Source organism: Nocardia sp. NPDC004260, from assembly GCF_053603155.1.
This window is the reverse complement of sequence record NZ_JBSGEZ010000010.1, coordinates 127,280-135,687: the sequence shown is the minus strand read 5'-3', so window position 1 is coordinate 135,687 and position 8,408 is coordinate 127,280. Positions and strand designations below refer to the sequence as shown.

Annotated in this window: 5 protein-coding genes; 3 read left to right on the top strand and 2 right to left on the bottom strand. The window is 68.4% G+C overall.

What is annotated here, in order from left to right:
* Positions 1-94: 94 nt before the first annotated feature.
* Positions 95-874, bottom strand: coding sequence for an SOS response-associated peptidase (locus ACWEO7_RS08935; protein WP_452422050.1), 780 nt, complete (start codon positions 872-874; stop codon positions 95-97).
* A gap of 165 nt (positions 875-1,039) precedes the next feature.
* On the opposite strand from ACWEO7_RS08935, the gene ACWEO7_RS08930 reads away from it, so the two are divergent.
* The 3 genes from ACWEO7_RS08930 (at position 1,040) to rsgA (ending at position 4,991) form a co-directional block, all read left to right on the top strand.
* Positions 1,040-2,548 carry an aldehyde dehydrogenase family protein gene (locus ACWEO7_RS08930; RefSeq protein ID WP_452422048.1) on the top strand — a complete coding sequence of 503 codons (1,509 nt, stop codon included), beginning with the start codon at positions 1,040-1,042 and terminating at the stop codon, positions 2,546-2,548.
* A gap of 152 nt (positions 2,549-2,700) precedes the next feature.
* Entirely contained in the window at positions 2,701-3,993 is a 1,293-nt protein-coding gene (gene aroA / locus ACWEO7_RS08925) for a 3-phosphoshikimate 1-carboxyvinyltransferase (RefSeq protein WP_452422046.1), read from the top strand.
* A 116-nt stretch (positions 3,994-4,109) separates the two neighbouring features.
* Entirely contained in the window at positions 4,110-4,991 is an 882-nt protein-coding gene (gene rsgA / locus ACWEO7_RS08920) for a ribosome small subunit-dependent GTPase A (protein WP_452422044.1), read from the top strand.
* A gap of 162 nt (positions 4,992-5,153) precedes the next feature.
* Here rsgA and secA read toward each other — a convergent pair whose 3' ends face one another.
* Positions 5,154-8,018 (bottom strand): preprotein translocase subunit SecA, encoded by a 2,865-nt coding sequence (gene secA / locus ACWEO7_RS08915; protein ID WP_452422042.1) that lies wholly within the window; start codon positions 8,016-8,018, stop codon positions 5,154-5,156.
* Positions 8,019-8,408 lie beyond the last annotated feature (390 nt).

Here is an 8,408-nt window from a genome sequence, read left to right as displayed (position 1 = left end):
TGCGGCGCTGGGTGTTCGCGGCCCGGCTCGTGTCCGCGTGACACGAGCCGGGCCGCGAACGGAACATGCTCGGTCTCGCTTCGCTAGCTGCCGCTCACAGCAGGCTGATCTGCTCGGCTTCCTTCTGATCCTCCACGCGGGCGAGCAGTTCGGGGCCGTTGTTGCGCACGCTGTTGACCAGAGAGGGGACCGGGCGGGGCACGATGGCGGCGACCGTCTCCTCGGACGGCGTCTCCAGCAGGCTCGCCGGGGCCGGGTGATCCGGGTCCAGCCACGCGTCCCAGTGTTCCTGTGGCATGGGCAGCGGCATCCGGTCGTGGATGCGGGTGAGGTCGCCGACCGCGTCGGTGGTGAGGATGGTGCACGACAGCAGCGGTCGGCTCTCCGGTTGCGACCGGTCGCGCCAGACCGACCACAGGCCGGCCATGTAGAGACGGGAACCGTCCGCGTTGGCCATGTAGTAGGGATGCTTGGCGACTTTGCCTTTCTCGCCGTTCGGCTCGACGACCCACTCGTACCAGCCGTCCATCGGCACCAGGCAGCGCCGGTACTTCACCGCGTCACGGAAGGACGGCGTGGTGGCGGCCTTGTCGGCGCGGGCGTTGAACAGCGGTTTGCCTTTGACCGGTACACCGGGCTCGGCCGCTTTGGTCCATACCGGGATCAGGCCCCAGCGCATGCGCCGGATACGCAGTTTCGGGTCGTCGTCTTCGTGGTCTCGGTCGTGCCGCTCGACCACGGTGAGCACTTGGGTCGTCGGAGCGACGTTGTAATTGGTGAACGAGCTCTCGTCGGCCGCGCCGGTCTCGTCGAGCGCATCCAACTCCACCGCGAGCCTGCCGGGATTGGTCGTGGTCGCATATCGTCCGCACATATCCCGATAGTCCCACTTGCCACCGACAGCGTCGGGGACAATTGGTGCATAGCTGGTGACCTGTTGAGAGTTGTGACATAGCATTCTCTCATCGGAGGACGGGCTGCCCGTCCGCTCGGACATGCGCATCGACCGTCGACCGCAGACGGCAAGAGGAGAACCACTGTGACATCCACCGACACCAAACCGGCCGATCACGACACGGCACTGACGTCGGTCAATCCGGCGACAGGCGAGGTGATCGGCACGCACGTCATCGCCGACGACGACGCGGTGGCCGCCGCGGTCGCCAAGGCTCGCGCAGCGGCCGCCACCTGGGGCGCGCTGAGTTTCGATCAGCGGCGCACGCATCTGCTGCGCTGGTCGAGCAAGCTTGTGCAGAAATCGGACGAATTCTGCGCACTGATCCACGCCGAGAACGGCAAGCCGCTCGACGACGCCTTCCTGGAATTGATGCTCGCGCTCGAGCACATCTCCTGGGCGGCCAAGAACGCGAAGAAGGTGCTCGGCCCCAAGCGGGTCTCCCCCGGCGCGCTGATGTCGAACTTCAGCGCCCGGCTCGAGCAGCGCCCGCTCGGCGTCGTCGGCGTGATCGGCCCGTGGAACTACCCGGTCTACACGCCGAACGGTTCCATCGCCTACGCGCTGGCCGCGGGCAACACCGTCGTGTTCAAGCCGAGCGAATACTCCACCGGCATCGGTAACTTCCTCGCCGACGCGTTCGCCGAAGCCAATCGTGAACTGCCCGAGGGCGTTTTCACCACGATCAACGGCTACGGCGCCACGGGCGCGGCGCTGGTCCGCTCGGACGTCGACAAGATCGCGTTCACCGGCTCCACCGCCACGGGTAAGCGGATCATGGCCGCCGCCGCCGAACGGCTCACCCCCGTGCTGCTGGAGTGCGGCGGCAAGGACGCGGTGATCGTCGCCGCCGACGCGGACATCAAGGCCGCGGCCGACGCGGTCGCCTGGGGCGCCACCGCCAACAGCGGCCAGACCTGCGCGGGCGTCGAGCGGGTCTACGTCGACCGCTCGGTGCGCGAGGAGTTCGTCGCGGAGGTCAAGCGCATCCTCACCGACATCAAGCCCGGCTCCGGTGACAAGGCCGCCTACGGCCCGATGACCATGCCGAGCCAGATCGACATCGTGCGCCGCCACATCGACGACGCGTTGAAGAACGGCGGCACCGCGGTGCTCGGCGGCCCCGAGTCGGTCAAGGCGCCGTTCATCGAACCGGTCGTACTGGTCGACGTGGACGAGAACTCCGAGGCGGTGGCCGAGGAGACCTTCGGCCCGACCATCACCATCCGCTCCGTCGACAGCGTCGACGAGGCGGTGGAACTGGCCAACAACTCCAAGTACGGCCTGTCCTCGGCGGTCTACTCGAAGAAGAACGGTCTGGACATCGCGCGCAGGCTGCGCGTCGGCGCCACCTCGGTGAACTCGGTGCTCGCCTTCGCCGCCATCCCCGGCCTGCCCTTCGGCGGTGTCGGCGATTCCGGCATCGGCCGCATCCACGGCGAACCGGGTCTGCGCGAGTTCACCCGTCCGCACTCGATCGCGGTGCAGCGCTTCACTGTTCCGGGCATGGCGCTGCTGAGCTACAGCCGCACCGACTCCACGATGAAGCTGCTGCGCAAGCTCGTTCCGTTCCTGCACGGACGGCACAAGTAGGAGTCCCACGGCCGGGGCCGGGCACTCGACCTCGCGAGTACCCGGCCCCGTGCCCGTAGGTGGTACCGGCGGCGATCCGCTATGTGAAGGCCCGGGGCCGCGAACACGCCGCGCGAAGGCGCGGCAAATCGGCACCGTGTGATGATGGACGAGTGAACTTCTGGTCAGCGCCCCATGTCGAGGTCCCCGTACACGCGACCGTGACCCTGCCCGGATCGAAATCGATCACGAACCGGGCGCTCATCCTGGCCGCACTGGCCGACGGTCCGTCCACCATCACCGGTGCGCTGCGCAGCCGGGACACGAACCTGATGATCGCCGCGCTGCGCGCGCTCGGTGCGGACATCGAGGGCGCGGGCGACACGTTGACCGTCACCCCGGCGCCGTTGGGCGGCGGCACGGTCGACTGCGGGCTCGCGGGCACGGTGATGCGTTTCCTGCCGCCGGTCGCCGCCCTGGCGTCCGGCGATGTCGCGTTCGACGGTGACGAACAGGCCAGGATCCGACCGCTGCGCACCATCCTGGACGCGCTGCGCTCGCTCGGCGCCGATATCGATGGCGACACACTGCCGTTCACCGTGCACGGCAAGGGCGCGCTGCGCGGCGGCACCGTGACGATCGACGCGTCCGGGTCGTCGCAGTTCGTCTCGGGCCTGCTGCTGTCGGCCGCGCGCTTCGACGAGGGCCTGGTGGTGCACCACGACGGCAAGGCGCTGCCGTCGATGCCGCACATCGAGATGACCGTGGAGATGCTGCGGCGCGCCGACGTGCGGGTGCAGGCGCCCGCGGACAGCTTCAAGGCGCAGACCTGGACCGTGGAGCACGGGCCGATCCGGGCCGTGGACTGGGAGATCGAGCCGGACCTGTCCAACGCCACCCCGTTCCTGGCCGCGGCCGCGATCACGGGCGGCACGGTCAGCATCCCGCACTGGCCGCGGCTGACCACCCAGCCGGGCGACGTCATCCGCGAGATCCTCGTGCGGATGGGCGCGGAAGCGCGGATCTTCGACGGCGTGCTCACCGTGCACGGCCCCGACCGGCTCGCAGGCATCGACATCGACCTGCACGACGTGGGTGAGCTGACGCCCACCGTCGCCGCGCTGGCCGCGCTGGCCGACTCCCCGTCCGTGCTGCGCGGCATCTCCCATCTGCGCGGTCACGAGACCGACCGGCTGGCCGCGCTGTCCACCGAGATCAACCGCCTGGGCGGCAAGGTGACCGAGACCGAGGACGGACTGGAGATCGTGCCCACCGAACTGCACGGCGGCAAGTGGCATTCCTACGCCGACCACCGGATGGCCACGGCCGGAGCCATTCTCGGCCTGCGGGTCCCCGGGATCGAGATCGAGGACATCGGGACCACGGCCAAGACCCTGCCGAACTTCGTCGCGTTGTGGGAGCAGATGCTCGACCCCGCGCTATCCGACGAAGGAGCGGCGCACTGAGTCGGGGAGGACGATCCGCGGCCAGCTACGACGAATCCGATGTCCGGGTTCGTCCGGGGCGCAGTTCCCGTCCGCGCACCAAGACCCGTCCGCAGCACAGCGACGCCGAGCAGGCCATGGTGGTGGCGGTCGACCGGGGCCGGTGGGGATGCGTCCTCGGCGGCGATCCGGATCGCCGCATCGTCGCGATGCGCGCCAGGGAACTGGGCCGCACTCCGATCGTGGTCGGCGACCAAGTGGACGTGGTCGGCGACCTGTCCGGGCGACCGGATACCCTCGCGCGCATCGTCCGGGTCGCCGACCGCCGGACGGTACTGCGCCGTACCGCCGACGACACCGATCCGTTCGAGCGCATCGTGGTCGGCAACGCGGAGCGGCTGTTCATCGTGGTCGCGCTCGCCGACCCGCCCCCGCGCACCGGCTTCGTGGAGCGCGCCATGGTCGCCGCGTACGCCGGTGGGCTGCAACCGGTTCTGTGCTTGACCAAACACGATCTGGCGGCCGATTCCGAATTCGCCGCCGCTTTCGACGATCTCGACCTCACCATCGTCTACGGCGGCATCGACGATCCGCTCGATCCGGTGCTCGATCTGCTCACCGATCACCTCACCGCGCTGATCGGCCACTCCGGCGTGGGCAAGTCCACTCTGGTGAATCGCCTTGTGCCGGAGGCGGAGCGGGCCGTGGGCGAGGTATCCGGGGTGGGCAAGGGCAAGCACACCTCCACACAGTCGGTCGCGCTCCCGCTACCCGGCGGCGGCTGGGTCATCGACACGCCGGGCGTGCGGTCGTTCGGCCTGGCGCACATCACGCCGGACGACGTCATCGCCGCCTTCACCGACCTCGCCGACGCCATCGAGGACTGTCCGCGGGGCTGCACCCATCTCGGTCCGCCCGCCGATCCCGAATGCGCCCTGGACCAGTTGCCGGGCAAGGAACACCGGGTGGCCGCCATCCGCCGCCTGCTGGTCGCCCTGAACTTCAACGATCCCTGGTAGACCGGTACGCGCCCGTACAGGTGCTCAGTCGAACAGCCTGCCGATGAATGCGCTCTGCCCGGCCTGCAACACATGCGCGGCGGTCAGCGGAATCCAAAAGCCCACATGGAAACACGACGAAGGCGCCCAGGAAAACCCTGGGCGCCTTCGTAATTCAGCGGATCAGTGACGGCGGCGCGACTTCGGGCCGCGACGGCCCTTCGCCTCGGCGCGGGCGGCCTCGCGGCGCTCGCGACGGGTGGGCTGCGGACCCCCGTCCACGCCGTACTCCTCGGTGTCGCTGTGCACCGCGGCGCGGCCGCCCTCGTCCGGGCCGGAGTAGCTGAAACCGCGCGGGGCGGTGTCATCGATACCCCTGGCGCGCAGGGCCGCCGGCGCGGCGTGCCCGTTGGCGACCGGAGCCTCCTCGGTGGGCAGCGGACGCGGGGCGGTCGTCGCTCCGACGGGCGAACGAAGACCCTGGCCGACGGCGACGCCTTCCGGCTGCGGCTGCTGAACCTCGACCTGCAGGTTGAACAGGAAGCCGACCGACTCCTCCTTGAGGCCGTCGAGCATCGCGGTGAACATGTCGAAGCCCTCGCGCTGGTACTCCACCAACGGGTCGCGCTGCGCCATGGCCCGCAGGCCGATGCCCTCCTTGAGGTAGTCCATCTCGTAGAGATGCTCACGCCACTTGCGGTCGAGCACCGACAGCAGCACCTGTCGTTCCAGATTGCGCATGCTGCCCTCGCCCGCCAGGCCGTCGATCTCGGCCTCGCGGCGCTCGTAGGCATCGTGCGCGTCGTCCAGCAGCGCCTCGAGCAACTCCTCGCGCGTGAGCTCGCCCGCCTCGCCGACCTCGGTCTCGCCGGTCAGGTCCCGGTAGTCCAGGCTCACCGGGTACAGCGTCTTCAGCGCCGTCCACAGCTTCTCCAGATCCCAGTCCTCGACGTAGCCCTCGGCGGTGGCGCCGTCCACGTAGGCAGTGATCACATCGGTGATCATGCTCTGGACCTGGCCCTCCATGTCCTCGCCGCGCAGGATCCGATCGCGCTCGCCGTAGATGACGGTGCGCTGCTGGTTCATCACCTCGTCGTACTTGAGGACGTTCTTGCGGATCTCGAAGTTCTGCTGCTCGACCTGCGTCTGCGCGCTCTTGATGGCCTTGGAGACCATCTTCGCCTCGATCGGCACGTCGTCGGGCAGGTTCAGCCGCGTCATGATCGCTTCCAGCGCGGCGCCGTTGAACCGGCGCATCAGCTCGTCGCCCAGCGACAGGTAGAAGCGGGATTCACCCGGGTCGCCCTGTCGGCCGGAGCGGCCGCGCAGCTGGTTGTCGATGCGGCGCGACTCGTGCCGCTCGGTGCCCAGCACATAGAGGCCGCCCGCCTCGCGCACCAACTCGGCGTCCTCGGCGGTCTGGGCCTTGACCTGGTCCAGGGTGGGCAGCCAGGCGCGCTCATACTCCTCCGGCGTCTCGACCGGGTCCAGCCCCTGCTTGCGCAGCAGGATGTCGGCGATGATGTCCGGGTTGCCGCCGAGCACGATGTCGGTACCGCGGCCCGCCATGTTCGTCGCGACGGTCACCGCGCCCGGCCTGCCCGCCTCGGCGATGATCTCCGCTTCCTTCTCGTGGAACTTCGCGTTCAGCACGTTGTGCGGAATGCCGCGCTTGGTGAACTGCTTGGACAGGTACTCCGAGCGCTCGACGCTGGTGGTGCCGATCAGCACCGGCTGGCCGTTCTCGTGCCGCTCGGTGACGTCGTCGACCACGGCGGAGAACTTGGCCTCCTCCGTCTTGTAGATCAGGTCGGACTGGTCGGCGCGGATCATCGGCTTGTTCGTCGGGATGGGCACCACACCGAGGCTGTAGATCTGGTGCAGCTCGGCGGCCTCGGTCTCGGCGGTACCGGTCATGCCGGACAACTTGTCGTAGAGGCGGAAGTAGTTCTGCAGGGTGATGGTGGCCAGGGTCTGGTTCTCCGGCTGGATCTCCACCCCTTCCTTGGCCTCGATCGCCTGGTGCATGCCCTCGTTGTAGCGGCGGCCGACCAGGATGCGGCCGGTGAACTCGTCGACGATGATCACCTCGCCGTCGCGGACGATGTAGTCCTTGTCGCGGGTGTAGAGCTCCTTGGCCTTGACGGCGTTGTTCAGGTAGCTCACCAGCGGCGAGTTGGCGGCCTCGTAGAGGTTGTCGATGCCGAGCTGGTCCTCGACGAACTCGACGCCCGCCTCGTGCACGCCGATCGTGCGCTTCTTGATGTCGACCTCGTAGTGCAGGTCCTTCTTCAGCAGCGGCGCGATCCGCGCGAACTCCGCGTACCACTTCGACGAGGCGTCGGCGGGCCCCGAGATGATCAGCGGGGTGCGCGCCTCGTCGATGAGGATGGAGTCGACCTCGTCGACGATGGCGAAGTTGTGCCCGCGCTGCACCAGGTCGTCGAGCGAGTGCGTCATGTTGTCGCGCAGGTAGTCGAAGCCGAACTCGTTGTTCGTGCCGTAGGTGATGTCGGCGTTGTAGGCCACCCGCCGCTGCGCGGGGCTCATGCCGGACAGGATCACGCCGACCTCGAGGCCGAGGAAGCGGTGCACGCGGCCCATCCACTCCGCGTCGCGCTTGGCCAGGTAGTCGTTCACCGTGACGACGTGCACGCCGTCGCCGCTGATCGCGTTCAGGTAGGCGGGCAGCACACAGGTGAGGGTCTTGCCCTCACCGGTCTTCATCTCGGCGATGTTGCCGGTGTGCAGCGCGGCGCCGCCCATGATCTGCACCTTGTAGTGCTTCTGGCTGAGCACCCGCCAGGACGCCTCCCGCGCGACGGCGAACGCCTCGGCCATCAGCTGGCCGAGCGGATCGGGCTCGCCGTCCTCGACCATCTCGGCGTACCGCTCGCGGAACTCGTCGGTTTTGGCCCGTAGCTCCAGGTCGCTGAGGTCCTCGTACTCCGGTTCGAGGGCGAGGACCTGGTCGGCGAAATGCGAGAGCCGCTTGACAATGCGACCCTCACCAATCCGTAGCAACCTCGTCAGTGTCAGCGCAGGCACGGGTCTCGTCAGTCCTCTGGTCGGTGTGTCAAATCGTGTCGTCGGCCCCCGGGCCGGTGCGGCCCACGCGGTTGCGCGGAATCCGCTGCATGCCCCATGGTAATGGTCTGTTGGATGTGCAGCGCCTGCGGCGCTGCGTGGACCTGCCGCGAAGTGATCGCGCCCGGCTGGAGAAGGTGTCCGCCGGGCGACCCGGACGGTTCGGCCATGCATCCCGCTCCGCCCTGTGATCGAATCGGTTCGCAGAACTCGAGTCGACCAGCGTGTCATGGGCCCCCGGCGCGGAAAAACGTGTACGGAATTCATCAGAAATGCCACAACGGCCGGGCCAACGGTTGATGCGGCAGCACAATGAAGCGGGGGCGGGCATCGGGAAAGGAGTACCGGGCA

Coding starts and splice junctions, on each gene's coding strand:
- rsgA (WP_452422044.1), top strand. CDS start 4,110: ATGGTGGTGGCGGTCGACCGGGGCCGGTGGGGATGCGTCCTCGGCGGC.
- ACWEO7_RS08935 (WP_452422050.1), bottom strand. CDS start 874: ATGTGCGGACGATATGCGACCACGACCAATCCCGGCAGGCTCGCGGTG.